This window comes from Gluconobacter cerinus, assembly GCF_025961355.1.
GTDB classification, from domain to species: domain Bacteria; phylum Pseudomonadota; class Alphaproteobacteria; order Acetobacterales; family Acetobacteraceae; genus Gluconobacter; species Gluconobacter cerinus.
The window spans coordinates 1,279,411-1,296,221 of sequence record NZ_JAOQNM010000001.1 but is presented as its reverse complement, the minus strand read 5'-3'; the positions used below and the strand labels follow the sequence as shown (position 1 = coordinate 1,296,221).

18 protein-coding genes, 1 tRNA gene and 1 pseudogene are annotated in these 16,811 nt (G+C 51.9%); 8 read left to right on the top strand and 12 right to left on the bottom strand.

Annotated elements, in window-relative coordinates; translation table 11 throughout:
* Positions 1-85: 85 nt before the first annotated feature.
* Positions 86-355: an HU family DNA-binding protein gene (locus M2305_RS05980; protein WP_046900345.1), complete on the top strand. Its 270-nt coding sequence runs from the start codon at positions 86-88 to the stop codon at positions 353-355.
* 169 nt (positions 356-524) lie between these two features.
* On the opposite strand, the gene M2305_RS05975 is transcribed toward M2305_RS05980, so the two are convergent.
* Positions 525-1,082 carry a recombinase family protein gene (locus tag M2305_RS05975; protein WP_264648841.1) on the bottom strand — a complete coding sequence of 186 codons (558 nt, stop codon included), beginning with the start codon at positions 1,080-1,082 and terminating at the stop codon, positions 525-527.
* Positions 1,083-1,414: 332 nt separating this feature from the next.
* Here M2305_RS05975 and M2305_RS05970 point away from each other — a divergent pair, with 332 nt between their 5' ends.
* Complete coding sequence (locus M2305_RS05970) at positions 1,415-3,019, top strand: AIPR family protein (RefSeq protein WP_264648840.1); 1,605 nt, start codon at positions 1,415-1,417, stop codon at positions 3,017-3,019.
* Positions 3,020-3,180: 161 nt separating this feature from the next.
* Here M2305_RS05970 and M2305_RS05965 read toward each other — a convergent pair whose 3' ends face one another.
* A complete protein-coding gene (locus tag M2305_RS05965; protein ID WP_211500267.1) occupies positions 3,181-3,741 on the bottom strand; it encodes a recombinase family protein in 561 nt (186 codons plus the stop codon).
* Between the two features lie 201 nt (positions 3,742-3,942).
* Here M2305_RS05965 and M2305_RS05960 point away from each other — a divergent pair, with 201 nt between their 5' ends.
* The 3 genes from M2305_RS05960 to M2305_RS05950 are packed head-to-tail and all read left to right on the top strand — an operon-like array spanning position 3,943 to position 5,914.
* Positions 3,943-4,608, top strand: coding sequence for a hypothetical protein (locus M2305_RS05960; protein WP_264648839.1), 666 nt, complete (start codon positions 3,943-3,945; stop codon positions 4,606-4,608).
* 42 nt (positions 4,609-4,650) lie between these two features.
* A complete protein-coding gene (locus M2305_RS05955) occupies positions 4,651-5,037 on the top strand; it encodes a hypothetical protein (RefSeq protein WP_264649939.1) in 387 nt (128 codons plus the stop codon).
* 4 nt (positions 5,038-5,041) lie between these two features.
* On the top strand, positions 5,042-5,914 hold the full coding sequence (locus M2305_RS05950; protein ID WP_264648838.1) for a hypothetical protein: 873 nt from the start codon (positions 5,042-5,044) through the stop codon (positions 5,912-5,914).
* On the opposite strand, the gene M2305_RS05945 is transcribed toward M2305_RS05950, so the two are convergent.
* The 10 genes and pseudogenes from M2305_RS05945 to M2305_RS05905 form a co-directional block, all read right to left on the bottom strand.
* The gene (locus tag M2305_RS05945; protein ID WP_264648837.1) at positions 5,911-7,695 is read right to left on the bottom strand and encodes a relaxase/mobilization nuclease domain-containing protein; all 1,785 of its coding nucleotides are present in this window, start codon (positions 7,693-7,695) and stop codon (positions 5,911-5,913) included. The genes M2305_RS05950 and M2305_RS05945 overlap by 4 nt on opposite strands.
* Complete coding sequence (locus M2305_RS05940) at positions 7,692-7,994, bottom strand: MobC family plasmid mobilization relaxosome protein (RefSeq protein ID WP_264648836.1); 303 nt, start codon at positions 7,992-7,994, stop codon at positions 7,692-7,694. The genes M2305_RS05945 and M2305_RS05940 overlap by 4 nt, the downstream gene beginning before the upstream one ends.
* A 164-nt stretch (positions 7,995-8,158) precedes the next feature.
* Positions 8,159-9,520, bottom strand: coding sequence for a replication endonuclease (locus M2305_RS05935; RefSeq protein ID WP_264648835.1), 1,362 nt, complete (start codon positions 9,518-9,520; stop codon positions 8,159-8,161).
* Between the two features lie 157 nt (positions 9,521-9,677).
* Positions 9,678-10,817, bottom strand: a complete 1,140-nt coding sequence (locus M2305_RS05930; protein WP_264648834.1) for a tyrosine-type recombinase/integrase — start codon at positions 10,815-10,817, stop codon at positions 9,678-9,680.
* 342 nt (positions 10,818-11,159) lie between these two features.
* A pseudogene (locus M2305_RS16355) lies at positions 11,160-11,312 on the bottom strand (DUF6538 domain-containing protein); the annotation flags it as partial.
* 97 nt (positions 11,313-11,409) lie between these two features.
* Positions 11,410-11,484: transfer RNA gene (locus M2305_RS05925), tRNA-Gln, on the bottom strand.
* Between the two features lie 69 nt (positions 11,485-11,553).
* Complete coding sequence (locus M2305_RS05920; RefSeq protein ID WP_264648833.1) at positions 11,554-12,243, bottom strand: TetR family transcriptional regulator; 690 nt, start codon at positions 12,241-12,243, stop codon at positions 11,554-11,556.
* Positions 12,244-12,323: 80 nt separating this feature from the next.
* Positions 12,324-13,151 (bottom strand): pyrroline-5-carboxylate reductase, encoded by an 828-nt coding sequence (gene proC / locus M2305_RS05915; protein WP_167386114.1) that lies wholly within the window; start codon positions 13,149-13,151, stop codon positions 12,324-12,326.
* On the bottom strand, positions 13,148-13,654 hold the full coding sequence (locus M2305_RS05910) for a type III secretion system chaperone family protein (protein ID WP_086634776.1): 507 nt from the start codon (positions 13,652-13,654) through the stop codon (positions 13,148-13,150). Before M2305_RS05910 ends, proC begins: the two co-directional genes overlap by 4 nt.
* 201 nt (positions 13,655-13,855) lie before the next feature.
* Positions 13,856-14,146 carry an accessory factor UbiK family protein gene (locus M2305_RS05905; protein WP_099211189.1) on the bottom strand — a complete coding sequence of 97 codons (291 nt, stop codon included), beginning with the start codon at positions 14,144-14,146 and terminating at the stop codon, positions 13,856-13,858.
* An 82-nt stretch (positions 14,147-14,228) separates the two neighbouring features.
* Here M2305_RS05905 and rfaD point away from each other — a divergent pair, with 82 nt between their 5' ends.
* Genes rfaD through pgeF form a run of 3 tightly spaced genes read left to right on the top strand, consistent with a single transcriptional unit; the run spans position 14,229 to position 16,793 of the window.
* Complete coding sequence (rfaD, locus tag M2305_RS05900; RefSeq protein ID WP_264648832.1) at positions 14,229-15,209, top strand: ADP-glyceromanno-heptose 6-epimerase; 981 nt, start codon at positions 14,229-14,231, stop codon at positions 15,207-15,209.
* Between the two features lie 11 nt (positions 15,210-15,220).
* Positions 15,221-16,027: a prolipoprotein diacylglyceryl transferase gene (gene lgt / locus M2305_RS05895; RefSeq protein ID WP_264649938.1), complete on the top strand. Its 807-nt coding sequence runs from the start codon at positions 15,221-15,223 to the stop codon at positions 16,025-16,027.
* Positions 16,020-16,793: a peptidoglycan editing factor PgeF gene (gene pgeF / locus M2305_RS05890; protein WP_264648831.1), complete on the top strand. Its 774-nt coding sequence runs from the start codon at positions 16,020-16,022 to the stop codon at positions 16,791-16,793. The genes lgt and pgeF overlap by 8 nt, the downstream gene beginning before the upstream one ends.
* The last annotated feature ends 18 nt before the right edge of the window (positions 16,794-16,811 follow it).

The following is a 16,811-nucleotide window of genomic DNA, read 5'->3' as shown; positions in this document are numbered from 1 at the left end:
AGGAATGCTGTAAAAGATGGTGAATGTTCAGGTGTTGGAGCTGCATCCTGAGACAGGGACGCACAAGAGGAGAAAAAATGCATCTATGAGTAAGGCATTTCTCGCAGCTGTTCTTCAGGACTCCATAGACTGTACAGGCGTTGCTGCACAGCGAGCAGCTAACGATCTTGTAGATGCTATTATTGATGAACTGAGACGTGAGGGAGGGTTTACTATCTCCTCCTTTGGTACGTTTACCGTGTGCGAAACAAAAGCGCGCCAAGCGATAAACCCGCGGACAGGAGAACCGGTGGAAGTTCCCCCGGGACGGACAGTCCGGTTCAAGGCAAGCCCTGGACTGAAGCAGAATTTATAAAGATTTGGCTGGGGCGGGAGGAATTAGCCAAAAAAGCCGATGTCTCAATAAAATCAAGCAGTTAGGTCGAGGAAAACAGCCAAGTTTGGAGACGACTTTGGAGACGACTTTGGAGATAACTCCGGAGACGAGGATAGCTTATCTGGGCTGTTTTGCAATCCGTTTTGCATCATGCTGCGGAAGCTATTCGCTGGATTGTCCTCAAGCCAACGCCATACTCGTTGGCTAAGGATTTCCCGGTCTCGCTCCCATAACGTCGCTTGATGGCATTTTGAGCTTGGGGAGAAAGCTTCTCCTTCCTTCCCATTCGTACTCCGTTGGCCATTGCTCTTTTTCTGCCGGACTGGGTTCTGTCGATAATCAGAGCACGCTCGAACTCTGCAAAGGAGGCCAAGAGGTTCATGGTGAGACTTCCCATCATGTCATCCCTGATGGTCCCCACTCCTTCAATGGTGATGGCGATGCCCTGACCTCTCAGGTTTTGGATAACTGTCAGGATATCGAGGGTAGACCTTCCAAGTCTGTCGAGCTTCATCACGACCAGCTCATCTCCGGCCTGAATCTTCTTCAGGAGCTTCCCAAACTGAGGTCTGTTATCTGACCTGATGACGCCTGAAATTTTTTCCTTGAAGATATTCGCTTTTGGAACTCCAAGAGCTACCAGGGCGTCTTCCTGTTCCTTCAAATCCTGCCCTACTGTGGACACTCTGCAATAACCGTATTTCATATAACTCTCCTTATAATTTTGGCGGAGATTTATGGCGGTTATTTTCTGGCTGTTTTCTGCGGTTCTATAATACCGCCATATTTCTCAATCTATGGCGATATTATAGCATATTTATTAATTATATAATCTACTCATAAAATTTAAATATCTGCAAATTGCCAATGAATATCACTAACAAATACATCAATGTAATTTTCTATAAAATTCATATGGACAAGGACAATGGAAAAGGCTTTATTTAATAAAAATTAAGGGAGTATATTGTGTCTAATTTGTCAAATTCACAAATTATAATGGAAAGAATAATAAAAGACGAAGCTGAATAGCAAGGATTGAAATACGAAGATTTTTTTGAGTTATATTCAGCATCTCAGTTACTAAAAGACTACGAGGTAACGTATTCAGATATAGAATATAGTATAGTTGGTGGTGGAAATGATGGTGGCATAGACTCAATATACGTATTTTTAAATGGAGAGCTAATAAAAGAGGATAGTGAATACACAAAAAATGGCAAAAACAGTAAAATAGAAGTAATATTAATACAGTCTAAAACATCAAAATCTTTCAAGGAAGACTCTGTTGTAAAATTTAATGAGGTTACAAGGGACCTTTTTGATATATCTACAGACCTAAACAATGAAGTAATTCAAAACACATACAATAAAAACTTAATAAATAAAGTTTCTATATTTAGAAAACTATACACAGATTTAATGAAGGGATTTCCGGATGTGAAATTCTCTTACTATTATGCATCAATGGGGGAGGAGGTCCATCACAAAGTAGAAACCAAGGGCCTTCCCCTGAAATCTACTATTATGAGAATGTTTACGGGAGCAACTTTTTCTCTGGAATTTGTTGGAGCTAGTAAATTAGTCGAGTTAAATAGAAAGGTTAAAAGTACCTCACGAAGCATGGAATTATCGGAATCGCCGATAGCAACCATCAGTGGTAGTTATTTATGTCTTGTCAACCTAAGAAAATACTACGAATTTATTTCAGATAACGACTCAATATCAAGAAGTATATTTGAATCTAATGTCAGGGACCATAATAAAAATGTTATTGTTAATGTAGAAATACAAAAAACTTTAAAAACTGGTACAGAAGATTTTTGGTTTTTGAATAATGGCGTTACTGTAATAACATCAAAAGCTGTACTTTCTGGAAAAACTTTAACTATAGAAAATCCACAAATTGTCAACGGACTTCAAACATCCCATGAAATATTCAATTTCTATTCTCAATTAATGAATTCAATAGATGAAAAAAGAAATATACTTGTCAGGGTTATTTGTGAAGAAAATCCGGAAGCTAGGGATAGGATTATTAGAGCTACAAATAGCCAAACAAGCATACCTCCAGCCTCGTTAAGAAGTGCTGATGAAATTCACAGGGATATTGAAGATTATTTTCGAACATACGGATTGTATTACGATAGAAGAAAAAATTTCTATAAAAATGATGGGAAACCCGCGTCTAAGATTGTATCTATACCTTTTTTAGCGCAGTGTGTAATGTCCGTTGTTTTGCTTCAGCCTAACAATGCGAGAGCAAGGCCATCTACTCTCATTAATGATAATAATAGATACAATCAAATATTTAACAAAAATTATCCGTTACAGTTATATGTGAATTCTTATTTATTCGTTAAAAGAATTGAAGGATTCATGAAAAAAGAACAGATGAGCAATAAAAGTGACTTCAATAATATTGTTTATCATCTGTCGATGTACGCTCTTGTTTGTATGATTAAAACTAAAAATAGAGCTGAAATAATAGAAAAAATTTCGGTATTGGATATTAATTTGTTAGATGAGGATACATTTATACCGTTTAAAAATAAAGTTTTGGATGTATATAATAATCTTGGAGGAGATGATAATACAGCAAAAGGAACAGATTTCGTAGATTTACTTTTATCTTACGTGTGACGTATTTTTGTTTACTCGGGTATATATTATATATACCCGAGTTTTTTAATGTCTGTATGAAGAATCAATCGTCCCAAAAACACCTGATTTGGGAATAGGGTGATTTTGCATGGCTGTGAGTCCGGTTCTGCAATTCTGGTACGGGGATTGCGGGACGGATTTCAGGAGTTCATCGCCCTCCAGGCGGTCATCTTGGAGACGTGGAGAAGTTTCGCGACTTCTCTGGCAGACAGGCCCTGAGCCTTGAGACGACGTGCCTGAGCGATGTCGTCTTCTGTCAGCGTCGGTTTTCTCCCGAGGCGGATGCCCTTTGCCCTGGCGGTCTCCAGCCCTGACAGCACACGCTCGCGGATGATGTTGCGTTCAAACTCCGCAAATCCCGCCAGAAGCAGCAGGAACAGCTTGCCGCCAGCGCCTGCGGTATCAATCCCCAGATTGAGAATCCTGACAGAAATCTCCCGTTTTTTCAGCACGTCGATGAGGGTCAGCACATCGAGGGCATTACGGCCCAGACGGTCGAGCTTCACCACCGTCAGCGTATCCCCGGCCTGAAGCCGTCTGACCAGTTTCTTCAGGGCCGGACGCGATTTCCACGCTGTCGCCCCTGAAACTGTTTCCGTCACAATCTGCGTTTCCGGCACGCCCTCCCGCAGAAGGTCCGTGACCTGATTGTCCGTCTGCTGTCGTGACGTGCTTACGCGTGCATAGCCATATTTTCCCATAATCCCTGTCCTGTTGTTCCGGGACACCTTTGTGGGACCCTTTCAGGCCCTTCCGGTCTCCTCCCTGAATCATAACAAAATCAGGTGTTTACGGGATATGTTGCAGAGCAATTCAGCACGGACAGGGGGCTGGGTGCCGCTCTCCCGATAACGGGGGATGTCGTGTTTTTCCCCTGTTTTTCGGAAGGTTTCGGGCACGGCATGGATATCGAACTCTGCGGAAAACCCTTCTGGCTTCACGGAATCCGGGGAACGGTTCACGGGGTCTGTCAGTGGTCGGAAAAGAGCACCTATCGTCCTCCCATTGGCGGCATGGCGGTCGGGGATACGCTCTTCGTGGACATTCCTGCCGAGAAAACCCTGTTCACCCGCGATTACCAGAGGTTCTGGGTGGTCGCACCTGATGGTCGCCAGTTTCAGGTGGGCCTGAAGTGTTCCGTCCGGGAGGGACAGGAGGTCTGTCTTGTCTGGGGGAATCTTCAGGGGAAGAAAACAGGACGCATCCTCTATGTCCGCAACCTGTCCACGGGTCAGTCCACGCTGGTCTCCAATACCCTGCCGCTGTCAGTTGTGATGACAGATGCGTCCAGAATGGCAGGTCGCCTCCTGAAAGGCGTGCTCGGCTTCGGTCTGCTGTTCGTGTGTCTGATGATTCTCACGGGGCTGGTCAGTCGCCTGATGCCTCATGGAGAAGCCTCGTCTCTGGCGATGATTTCTCTCCTCGCGATGGTCGTAAATCTCGGGGTGCTTGTGGGTGGCATTGCTCTGCTGCGGGTCGTGCTTCGGCTGTTCCGAAACAGGCAGCAGGCTCTTCGCACACTCAGCACCATCCTCAACAGCAACCCCCGCTTTCTTGAGAGCCTGTAACGCGGGTTTGCCGCTCCATCAAAAAGGAAAACCGTCTTGAAGATGATGAAAACAGCGGCTCTGGCTGTGATGCTGGGCTGTCTGAGTGCCTGCTCCTCGGCTGGCAATGCATCCCTGAAGAGTGTCACGGCTGCGGATATCGACCGCTCCATTCGCGATGGTGTGACAACCTCGTCCCAGCTCCGTCAGCTCTATGGCGAGCCGTCCGAAACGTCCTTCGAGAACGGCAATGAGCAGTGGGTGTATGTCTATTCCGCTACCCGGCAGGATGGTCTGTCCATGGTGCAGGACGTTGTAGGACTTGGCGTTCTGGGGACCAGAGACAGCGCCAAAAGCAATATCCTCAAGGTGACACTCCACAAGGACATCGTGGTCCATCACAGCTTCACCACCAGCCAGAATACTGGCGGCAGCGGACTGAGGCAGTAACATCATGAGCAGGTCTTTCCTTCCGGCTTTCATCCTCGTGCTGGCTGTCAGCACTGTTCCGCTCTCCGTCCATGCCCAGAGTCTCACCCAGTGTCTGCTGGCGCATAATCAGGGACTCATCACACCGGCCTGTGCCCATCTTCTGGGACTGTCCGTGCCACCGTCCCAGCCCCAGACACCACCCGACAATGGCGGGGTGCATCTCAGGCAGACCGTAACCTATCAGCCCCTCGACAACGTGTTCGGGCAGGACAGCATTCTTGGCCTTAGGCTCGGGATGACGCAGGCTGATGCCACCAGCACCATGACGTCCTATTGTGGCAAAGCTCCTCAGGTGACGAACACCTATCTGTCCACCACCTACAAAGGGGTAGGGGTCAACACGCAGTATTTCCCGAGCACCCTGACCTGTCAGAAGGGACAGGACAGCCTGACTGTGCGCCTGTCCATTCCTGTCATGGGGGCGGTGGTTACGAAGATTGAACGCTCTGCGTCCTTCCCGATGGAAGCCTCCCCGCATTACGCGGACCTTCAGGCGGATATCGCGTCCAAATACGGTCTGCATCTTCAGCCCATGACCCGCTATGGCACACCGTCCGGGACAGCCTATGCCGGACCGGATGGAAAGGTCGTGACGACCCAGACCGGGACGACTGCGGAAGCGAATGCACCGCTGACCTACACGACACCCCATGAGATGGCCTATCTCTCGGTGACGGTCATTCCGGTCGGTGAAAACCTCTCCAATGTCTCCGGCCTCCGTCTGACACTGGAAGATTTACGGGCTGAAGAGGTCATGTATGCCGAACTGTTCAAACAGATGAATGGCTCGGTCGATGCCAAGCTCTCCGGTAGTACGGTCAAGGCAGCTCTTTAAAGCGAGAGAGTGGAGCGCTGTGTCTTCTGTCTGTCGGGAGATGGAATTGTCCTGACAGGAAGGGATTGCGAACTGGTTTGTCCAGCCTCTGTCTTCGTCAGTTCTGCCAGACGTCTCAGAGCCTCCTCCGGGTTGGTTCTCGCCAAGAGCAGCAGTTCCACATCTTTTGTGGCTTTCAGATGAGCCACCAGTCTCTCCATCCCGGCTTTCGCTGTCAGGTAACGGCGAACCTCGGGGGTGTTCTGCCACGCCCTGTGCTGACGCTCCCGACCTGACGCTACACGTTCCGCCATCCAGTTCACGGCATAGGCAAAATTGTCATTGTCCATCAGGTCGAGTTTGCCGACCTCGTGACGGTCATAGCCATAGCGATGCAGCAGAGCCTCGAACGCAGCTCTGGCTTTCTGGATGTCAGTTCCGTTCCAGAGATTCCAGACACTCGCTTTGGCTTTTGCCTGTTTCCATGCCTGACGGGCGGGGGCCAGTGTCTGTTCCTGTGTCTTGCGGAGAGCCGATGCATCCCGGCTTTTCGGGGCGGGGTATGGCTCGGACGGCAGGTTCTGCCATTGGTTCTGGAAACTGGTGAGGATTTCGGTCAGCAGGGCCGCAAAGCGTTTCTGGTCGTGAAGCAGTTCACGGAGCTGGTCGTCTCTTTCTGCTTCCTGAGCATTGAAGTCGATGACCGACTGGATTTCCGCGTGTGACATCCCCTCCGTAATTGTCGAGCGGGACGAATGCAGAAGCGGAGCAATGGGTCCCAGCCAGTGAGGTTTTGGAGACAGGGGGTTCGGAGGAGGGGAGTGGAGTGCAGACCCGGAAGAGGAGCCAGATTTTTCCTGTTCCTCTGAAGTCTTATCGGAATCCTCAGCACTATCGCTATGGGGGTCAACGGGGGTTTCCCCCTTGCCAGTTGGGTCTCGTGTGTCACGAGGGCCAGGGCTGGCTATCCCTTTTTGTTTCATGGCCTCCGGGTCTGTTCTGAGTTGCTGAAGCTCCGCTTTCTTCAGGCCCAGCAGACGAGTCAGAGACCCCACAAAGACCCCGTTTTCGTCTTTCAGAATGAGAACATCCGGTTTCTTCTGGCCAGCTTCCAAAGTCCAGCCACGCTCTACCACGGCACGTTCAAACGCCTGCCAGCTTTGGCTACGGGAGAACAGCTCCCGGACCTCGTATTTGATGTCGAACGGACTGGCGCCCTGTCTCTGGGACAGTTTCGATTGTGGGTCTGAGAGACAGGAGTTCGGAAGCGGCCCTTCGCAGAGAGCCTTCAGACGGTCACGGAACTCCTCTGGAACAGCGTGATACACTGCTAGGTTATGGCGTCCCTTCGTCAGCTCCAGACCGTGTTTCAGCTCGAACAGACGGGCAACCTTCTCCTGACGTTCATAGCGATGGGAAACATCGAGAACCTTGCCGGTCTCAGGGTGAGTTGTACGGACCAGAAACTGGCAATGGCGATTGTCTGCTTTGCCATCGTGGCGGGTTTTGGTGTGGATGACCGCAAGGCAGACATCTGAGGCCTGAAATCCGAACTCTCTGGCGAGCATCGTTATGCAGTCGGCAAACTGTTCGTCGGTCAGTTTCTCTTTTGAAGAGACCTGGAAGTGCTGGACTGCGTTCACGCGATGAAAGGCTGCTGCATCAGCGATACAGTCATCGACATCCTGACGTCTGCCTTTCCAGAGCAGAATATGCTCGTTCTCGTCAGTCTTCTCGACCAGATGGTGGAAAATGGCTCCTGACCCGGAAGCTGTTTTGATGGGGTTGCTCTTGAGTATCATCGCACCCGCCTTAGAACCCTGTTGATGCGGGCTTTCAGGGTGTCGATGTCAGCAGGCAGGGCAGCGATATCGACCTGCTCCCCTGTATTCAGTCGTCTGGCTATCTGGTTCAGGTTGTTGCCAATGGCAGACAGCTCCCGACGCAACGCCAGCAATTCTTCGGCAATCGAAGCCCCTCCGGCCAGTTCATTGAGCAGAACCCTGCGACACCAGACAGACAGTCTGCGTGCTCCTGCTGTGGTTTTCAGTCTCTCCCGTTCTTCCGGTCTGACCCGGATGTGTAATGTCTCCGTTTTCATGGTTGGTCCTCATTTCTGAGGAGGATTATGACACCACTCTTTGCAGGGAACGGGTGAGACAGGTCTGACAGACACGTTCCGGTTCAGGGAAGATTTCGCGCCTCTTGGGGATTTCTCTGGGTTTTGCGCCAATCTGGGTCTGGTCGGTGGAGGCTGTCAGGGTTTCACTTCATGCTCAGAAAAGGAGGAGGTTGCCCTCTGGACTGAAGCCGCTCCCATCCATGCGAAGAGGCCGGGACACCTTCTTGGTAGTCATTTAAACAAGTTGGAACGAAGAGAGACTGAACCCCTGTTTTCCCTGCTGAAACCTTCTGTCTGACCATGGAGTTCTGGCTGACAGGGGATGCATTGAAATCCTTCACTGTCCTGAAATGTATTGTATGCACCAGAGCTGTCAGAACCCGTGGCATCCCTGTGCGGACATAATGAAAATCGGGATGTCGTGCTGATATCCGGTTTAGTCTCTCATCGGAAAATCCCCGCATCAGAAGCAGCGCTGTTCCGCCAAAGGCTTTCCGCTTTATCAGTCTGTGAGCTGTGGCAATCCTGGCATCGGACAGGGTTCCGTAGCGGTTGCCTGCGTAGATACTCGTGTAACGGGCTCGGATGTCGCGTGTCAGGCCAATGAAGGTCAGACTGGTCTCGGGTTTTCCATAGTCCTTCGTGAGATAAAGAGAGACAGACAGCACATCGCGGATGTCCTTGATGGCTTCGTCCTGTCGCTCAATCTCGTTCGGGAAGGCCTGAAGTATCTGCTCCTCAAGCCATGTTCTCTGAGTTGGGTCGATGTAGAGCTGGATATGATAGTGGGGTGTTTCGTCGTCCTGGAGTTCGAGCGCTGTCATGCCCAGCAGGAGGACATCTTTCTCCCGTGCCTTGCGTCTGACAGTTTTCCAACGTCTGGAGATTTCTGCCTTTGCTTCTTCGTAGGAACAGGCGTGATATTTTCCGGGTAACGTGAGGGTCAGGAACAGGCCCTGATAGCCCAGAAATCTGGTAGCAAAATCATGCAGGCTGTCGGCTATGGCCAGCGTGACCGCATAGTGTTTCCTGAGCTGCCACTGACGGAGCGTATGCGCTGAAAGGCCAGTGTCCGGGTTCTGTCGGTCGGGAACCACGATGAACGATTTGCTGGCAGCCAGCTTTTCGTCATCGAATGTTTTCTGCACCCTATCGTGTTCAGGGGAGAGTTCCAGAACCCTTCGGAGGTTACGGCGTAGCCTGTTGGCTTTGCGTGTGAGAACCTGCCCTGTGATTCGCTGGGTTTGCTTCAGTTCGTCATAAGACTGGGAGAGAAGGTCAAAGCCGGAAACAAGGTCATCGGGCAGGGTTTCAACCCAGTCCACGATTTCCATAGCGACCTGTTCGGTCTCTTCGAAACAGGCAAGGAACTCGCAGTTTTCTGCGACCTTACGGGTAATTTCGTTCTTGTAAATCCCATGCAGGGGTAACAGCCTGCGCCAGACATCGGGTCTGGTGGTTCTTATCCAGTGGTCTATCTCGGCATACTGCACATCATCCTGCATCTTTCCCCGTGTAATCGTGGAGAGGGGCAGAATGGTCTATAATGGTCCTGTCGTAGAAACATGTTGTACTTCCTTCTCCTGACTGGTCTCCGGGATGTTTTCCAGTCCTGAGAGGAAAGTATAGCAGACAGAAATGCAGTTTTGTTTCAGTGCAGGGTTATCGGTTTTTTATTTCCATGGGGTCCCAGCTTTCAAACCTCACTGTGCGAACAACTTTCATCAGGTTCGCTGGTGTTGTCCCTGCATTATAATGGCTTCCCATTCCGGCTGTTTCATGGCCCAGAATCTGGTCAATCCACTCTACCGGGTAGTTCAGTCCATCGCTTCGATGACCAAGCATGGTTCGGAACAGATGTCGGAAACTGTGAAATGTTGTCTCACGAGGCAGACCCGCATCTTTCTTGAACTTGCTAAACCTTTGAGAGAAAGCCGCTCCATATTTATTAGTGGAGGCAGCATAAGGAAGGTCGAAAAATATCCGGTCTTTCTTGGATTTTTCGCATTTTTTAGCGCGTTCAATCAATCCGGTAGAGTTCCTGATATAGGAGTGAACGGGAATGAGACGTTCACCGGCCTCTGATTTTGGGTTCCAGATTTCCTTCCCATTCGCATCTTGATGAATCCGGATATCGAAACAGAGAACGCCCTCAACTTCATGAATATCGCATGGGCGAAGTCTGCAAATCTCTTCCAGCCTCATGCCTGTATAGGTCGCAACGGATATAATCTGTCTGACTGTGTTGATATTAATCCGTGGCTTCCACAGGGTTTCCATGAGAGCCGCCAGCTCCGTTTCCTTGAACGGCCTTCTGTCCACGGTCTGTTCGTTAATGGCCGTTACCATATGCTTCGACCAGATATCGTATTCCTTCTTGTCGTCCAGTTCTCCAATCGAAATGGCATAACTCCAGATTTCGGCCATCTTGTTGATGTGTCGGCTCATCGTATCTGTTGATAAAGTCACGTATCCAGGGTTTCGCGTCCGATGGTATGCGGCAATTTCTCCCAGAGTCATCGTTTCTTCTTTGGGAGATTTTCCCCAGTATTTGGGCATCTGTCTCAAGACGTTGATGAAAGCTGATGAATCTTTACGGGTAAAAGTATGTAGCTCACGAGTGGTGTCAGTGAATCTGCCAAACAGACTGCACGCGGCTACAAAGTGGTTATAGGTCTCTATGGAGACGCTTGCTCTCTTAATTTCCAAATACCTGTTGGCGATGTCTCTGAAAGGTACCGAAGAGATTTTTGGCGGAATCTGGTGGTGCATGACAGGAGCAGCAGGAACCGGCTGGCTCATATCGGGTATCTTGGAGATGGCCTGACCCAGCAGGGCTAACAGTTGACCTTCCCGCTCATGATTGCCTGCTGCCTTGGCAGCTTCCAGCTCTGCGCCCAGACGCTGGATTTCGTTCAAAAGGTGAGCATTTCGGCCATCTATATCCTTCACGAACTGCTGAAGGAATCTGTCAGAAGCTCCTGAGAGATATTTTTTCTTTACGTCAATTCCGGCACTGGCTCCTGCCAGCCAATCCTCTTTGAAATCAGACGGATGGAGCTTCACCATCTCCAGAAGATAATTCTTAAGGTCAAACTTTTCAGGCAAGGCACCACCACCCGACAGGAAACAGAACAGGTTCTCGACCTGTCCATATATCATGCCCGCACGGGACGTGGCGTCTCTCTTCCTGTGCGTGCCTAGAGAGAGCCAGATTTCAGTCTGACCCAAAGCATCACGAATATGTGAAGGGACTACTCTGCGGAAGTGGTAACAGCCATTTTTTCGTTTGAGCATTGGAGCCAGTTTTGGGGACGAAAATGGAGAAAAGTCCCAAAACTCAATTTTTTACCCGAATAAAATCCGTTTGATATCAATGATTTATATCGGATTTTGGCTGGGGCGGGAGGATTCGAACCTCCGCATGGCGGAATCAAAATCCGCTGCCTTACCGCTTGGCTACGCCCCAGTAGATCGCGTTTACGAACGCGATGGATCGGCTTTTAATCCGAACCAATGCGTCTCGTAAAGCCCAATATCAGAATTCAAGTTCCAGTTCGTGATCTGGCAGCCCTGTAGTGCGCATGGCTTCGTCCATTTTGCGGCGGGCTGAGGCCTTCAGGATACCGAGACGTTCAGCTTTGTTGAGCGCCTGATCCAGGGCTGCCATGGTGCTTCCAAGGTCTTGGCTTTCGTCTTTTTCCCAAGCCCGGAGCGCGTGTCCCCAAACGGCGGTCAGGGCATTAATGCGCCAGAGGCCGCCGAGACCGGAACAGTCCATGCCTGCTGCATCAGCGAGCCAGCGCATGGAGTCCACAGTTGCTCCGGCTAAAAGCGCGGCCAGGGCGGGGTCATAGGGAACGGCGTGAAGGACAGCCCTGACGCCTGTGCGATATTCTTCGAAAATATCGAATCGGCGCATCATCAGGTCGAAAAGATATTCGCGAAGTGTGCCGCCATTTCCTTCGTCACGAAGTGCGCTTTCATCGGCCATACGCCCCAGACGCAGCAGCAACAGTGCTTTGATTGGATAGCGGGAACGCACAGCATCAACAGGCAGGCCTGCCTCGCGCGCTGCATCAACTAGAGAAAACCGGTGCCAGCCGTCTGAACCGGCGAGGCTCAGGGCAGACTGGAGGAGAGCAATATCGAAGGCTTCCCTGTCCAGTTCCGGTGTGCTGTCTGATGCCAGCTCATCGGTATCAAATGGGTCCTGCCGCTCTTCCATGCCGGTCTCCTGTAGAAAACTTGTTTCTTAATGGTGGGAGCGTTTGCCAGTGTCAGCAAGTTCCCACCAGAGAGAAACGATCAACCGGCGAGTTCGTCGGCCCGTTTTGTGGCCGCGTCAATGGCTTTTGAAATATTTGACGGCCATGCGTCTGGTGCCATGAGAACATTCAGGGCGGCAGCAGTTGTTCCGTTTGGGCTGGTGACAGCTTTGCGCAGGTCGGCAGCATCGTCGGGCATGTCATCCAACATCCGCCCGGCGCCGTAAATCGTTCCCCGTGCCAGACGGCGTGCTGTCGTTTGGGACAGGCCGTGTGCCTCTCCAGCTTTTTCGAGCAGTTCCGCAAGAAGAAACACATAAGCAGGACCCGAGCCGGAGACGGCTGTTACTGCCAAAAGGTCTTCCTCACTATCGACGCGGACAACATCGCCAACGGCGAATAGCAGTTCGTGGCAGAGGCTTGTCTGTTCTTCTGTCGCCTGAGGAGACGCATAAAAACCGCTGATACCTGCGCCGATTGCTGAAGGGGTGTTCGGCATGGCACGAAGAATGGGGAGAGTGGCGCCGCTTTTAGATGTCGCATCTGACAGGGCGGCACAGGTTCGGCCGGCCATGACGGAAAGCAGTGCAGCCTTCTTCATGCGAGAGCCCAAAGATTCCCCTAGGGCGCTGATCGCGTCTTCCGCTGTCGCAGGTTTTACGGCCAGAACGATAATATCCGGCGTAAAGGTCGATGGAATGTCAGACGCGGCCCGAACGACTGAAAAGGTATCGTCCGAACTGGATCTGTGTCGATCAACGACAATGATATGGGGTGGTGTGGGAGAGGCGAGCCACCCATCGAGAAGCGCGCCTCCCAGTTTTCCACAACCAACCAGCAAAATTGAAGGTGTTGATGGCAAGGTCATGCGTCTCCGACACAATCAAGCATGGCAGCGTCCAGTGCATCCTGAGGAGATTTTCCGCCCCAGAGAGTGAACTGGAAGGCGGGGTAAAAGCGCTCACATTCTGACATTGCGATATCGATCAGGTCTTCCATGCTTTCACCTGGAGGGGTTGAGACACCACGCATCAGGAGCGTATGGCGAAAGGAGGGAACACCGGTTTCCGGATCAATAATGAAATGACCAACCCACAGCTTGTTGTTGGCGAGGGAGACCAGTTCATGCACGTCTGACCGACGTGCTGTGGGGGACCGTAGATCCAGCGTGCAATTCAGATGCAGGGCTGAAAGCTCGTCTGACCAGGTGAAATAGAGAGAGTAGTCACACCATTGACCTGGGGCCTGAGCCGCCATTTCGGACTGGCCAAGGCGCTCGAATTCCCATTCGTAGAGGCCCATGACCTGTTCCATGAGGTCAAGCGGATGGGATTCTGTTTCTGTGGTGAGTGAGGTGCTCAGGGCAGGCATGTCGGATCTCCCAAGGCCGTGGAGGCCGGAACCGGTCATGCACCGGTACGGCGCTCCAGATGTCTGCGGCCAGGAGGGGAATGACCTCTCCTGACGTTGATCACGTTATGTGGCCTTGGTGAAGTGTGCAAGTATCACGCACAGCTTCAATCAGTTCGTACGAAGATGTGTTGCATCCGGATCGCAACGAAAGCGACCGTTTCAGCCCTGAGGGCCACCCTTTTCTTCAGTTGCGAGGTCTTCGAGTGCTGTCAGGCGCGATTCGATGGCAGCAAGGCGTGCTTCTGCCTCGTCCTGTGCCATGCGCGCGCGTGTCGCCATTTCCTGAACGGCATCGAACTCATCACGACGAACCAGTTCCAGCGAATTCAGGACTTCGTCAACGCGGGTGCGGATGATGGAGTGAAGTTCTTCGCGTGCGCCGGTAACAGCCGAAAAAGCATTGCCGGCAAGACCTGCGAGGTCATCAAAGAAGCGGGGTCTGTCAGACATGGGAGAAACTCCTGCAGAGAGGCGGCGTGTCGTGTGTGGCGCGTCGCTTGGATCGTTTTCGGGGGCAGACTATACAGGAAGGATGATTATCGTCACCGGCGGAGCCGGATTCATTGGATCGTGCCTTCATGCCGCCCTGCGTCAGCGCGGGCTGCGGACGGTTGTTGTGGACCGGCTTCGTGAGGGCGTAAAATGGCGCAACCTCGCGTCTCATGCGCCGGATCAGATCATCACGCCTGAGGCGCTCCCGAGTTTCCTCGAGACAGCGCCAAAGATCGAAGCGATCTTTCATATGGGCGCGATCAGCGCAACGACTGCACGAGACGGAGACCTTGTCTGGTCGACTAACGTGGCGTTGTCGCAGTTTCTCTGGCGTTGGTGCGCCCAGAACGATGTCCGGATGATTTACGCTTCATCTGCGGCGACATATGGCGCTGCGGACCAGCCTGAGATGTTCCGTGACGGGCTGGACGCGATTGATCATCTCAAGCCGCTGAACCTTTACGGATGGTCAAAGCAGGTTTTTGATCTGTGGGTAAGGCGTGAGCTGGAAGCTGGGCATTCGGCCCCACCGCAGTGGGCTGGACTGAAATTTTTCAATGTTTATGGCCCGAATGAGTATCACAAAGGGTCCATGATCTCCGTCGTGAAGGTCAAGTATGATGATCTTCAGCGTGGGGCTGCGGCACGACTGTTCAAATCTGACGTTCCAGGAATGGCCGATGGCCAGCAGAAGCGTGATTTCATCTGGGTCGGGGATGTTGTGAACGTCATGCTATGGCTTTTCGACCATCCGGATGTCAGTGGTCTTTTCAACTGCGGAACCGGTGTGGCGCGGAGCTATCTGGATCTGGCGCATGCAGTTTGTGACGCTGCGCATCGGGCTCGGGATGTAGAATTCGTCGAGATGCCTGAGAAGCTTCGTGGGCAGTATCAGTCCTTCACCTGTGCGGATATGAGCCGTTTGCGTCAGGCAGGATATGATGCGCCGTTTACGTCTCTTGAAGACGGAATACGGCAGTATGTGCGTGATTATCTTTCCCGAACGGAGTCAAACCTTTGAGCCAGCCCTTGATGTTCCCTGGGTTTGACCCCGTTGCGTTTCATGTCGGCCCGCTGCCGGTGCGCTGGTATGCCTTGGCATATATGGTCTCGTTCATCATCGCGCTGCCAATTGCGAGACGATTGAACAGGCTGGCACCGGAAGTAGCGACCAGTGAACAGGTCGATGACTTCCTGTTTTACGCTATTTTGGGTGTTCTTTTGGGTGGTCGTCTTGGGTACGTGTTGTTCTACCGACCTCTGGATTATCTCGCGTACCCAGTGGACATCATCAAGACATGGGACGGCGGAATGTCATTTCATGGTGGGGCCTTGGGCGTCATTCTGGCTCTGGCGTTCTTCTCTTGGAAGAACCGTCTGAGCTTTCTGGCTTTTGCGGATCGGATCGTGCCGGTGGTTCCGATTGGGCTGGCGTTAGGTCGTTGCGCCAACTTTGTGAACGGGGAACTGTGGGGCCGTCCAGCATCGCCTGATCTGCCGTGGGCCATGGTATTCCCCACAGGTGGCCCAGTGGCGCGGCACCCTTCCGAGCTTTATGAGGCGTTGACGGAAGGCGTTCTCTTGTTGTGCGTCATGCTGTTCGCGGCAACCCGCCCTAAATTGCGGGCACATTTCGGATTTCTGTCAGGGTTATTCCTTTTTGGATATGCCTGCGCACGGAGCTTCTGTGAGTTTTTTCGGGAGCCAGATGCGAATATTGGTTTTCTGGCCGGTGGGGTCACGATGGGGCAGATCCTGTGTATTCCGATGGCGCTCGCCGGGCTGGGTCTGATGACGTATGCCCTTCGTCGTTCGGCGCAGGAGAGCGCACATGTCTGAGGCTATTCTCAGAAGTGATGGTCTTGGCGTGCCACATGGCTTTTTTACGCGCCTCGGCGGCGTGTCCCCGAAACCTTATGACAGCCTGAACTGCTCTCTGTCGTCTCCTGATGATCTGGCGAACGTGAGCGAAAACCGTGCGCGCGTTGCGCGGCAGATCGGGGTTGAGCCAGAAAAGCTTCTGGGTCTGAAGCAGACGCATAGTGACATTACGGTTCCAGTGACCAGAGAGACGGTTCTCTGGGCTATGGGGCATGGGCAGGATGGCGATGCGCTGGTGACGGATCGCCCTGACGTGGGTGTTGGGGTCATTACGGCAGACTGCGGGCCTGTTCTTCTGGCTTCCGAGGATGGGCGGATTGTGGGAGCCGCGCATGCAGGATGGCGTGGAGCAGTAGGCGGCGTCCTCGAATCTGCTGTGACGCAAATGAAAGCTCTGGGCGCCACGAATATTCGGGCAGTAGTCGGCCCTTGCATTGGGCCTGAGAGTTATGAGGTTGGCCCGGATATGCGGGATGCCGTTCTGGCTCAGGACGAGAACGCAGGCCTGTTTTTCCGTGTGGCGGAACGGGCAGGGCATTTCATGTTCGATTTGCCAGAATACTGCTCGGCGCGGCTGAAAGCTGCTGGTGTTCAGCAGGTTGAAGTTCTGGGTGTGGATACATTGACGGACCAGAGGTTCTTCAGCCATCGCCGACGGACACTCGCAGGCGGTGGCCATATTGGTCATCAGATCTCAGCAATCCGGCCTCGCGTTTCATCATAGTATTGCAGAGTGCCGCAG